A 543-nucleotide genomic window follows, 5' to 3' on the forward strand; every position below is an offset into this window, starting at 1 on the left:
CGCGAGGTCGAGCGCGAGCCGCAGGGCCGCCTCCGCGCCCGGATCGTCCGTGCGGCCGAGCGCCGTGCCAAGGTTCAGGAGCGCCACGGACTCCATCAGGCGGTCGCGGCGCCCCCGCGCCACGCCGAGCGCCTCGCGGAAGTACTCCGCCGCCGAGCCCGGCTGACCGAGGTCGAGGAAGAGGTTCCCGAGGTTGATGAGCGTCACGCCGCGCGCCCGCTCGTCGTTCACGGCGCTCCGGAAGAGCTCGTGTGCCGCGACGAGGTACTCCAGCGCCGCGACGTACTCGCCCTGCGCCACGAGGATGCTGCCGACGTTCGTGAGGCCCTTCGCCTCGCCCGCGCGGTCGCCGAGCTCCCGGTGAAGGCGCACGGCGGAGTGCAGGCAGTCGAGCGCGGAGTCGTGCTCGCCGACCGCGTGATGCACCCCGGCGAGGAGGTTGAGCACCCGCGCCTCCGACGGGCCGCGTCCCTCCGCGAGGTCGAGCGCGGCGAGCAGGTGCGTCCGCGCGTCCTGCGTGCGGCCCTGCTGCAGCGCGATCCG

The 543-nt window shown here is 75.1% G+C and carries 1 protein-coding gene; it reads right to left on the bottom strand.

The features are described from left to right. The coding region (locus DEIPI_RS39935; RefSeq protein WP_027482205.1) for a tetratricopeptide repeat protein at window positions 1-543 on the bottom strand (543 nt) is incomplete at both ends.

Source organism: Deinococcus pimensis DSM 21231 (assembly GCF_000519345.1).
In the GTDB taxonomy this organism is placed as follows: Bacteria; Deinococcota; Deinococci; order Deinococcales; family Deinococcaceae; genus Deinococcus_A; species Deinococcus_A pimensis.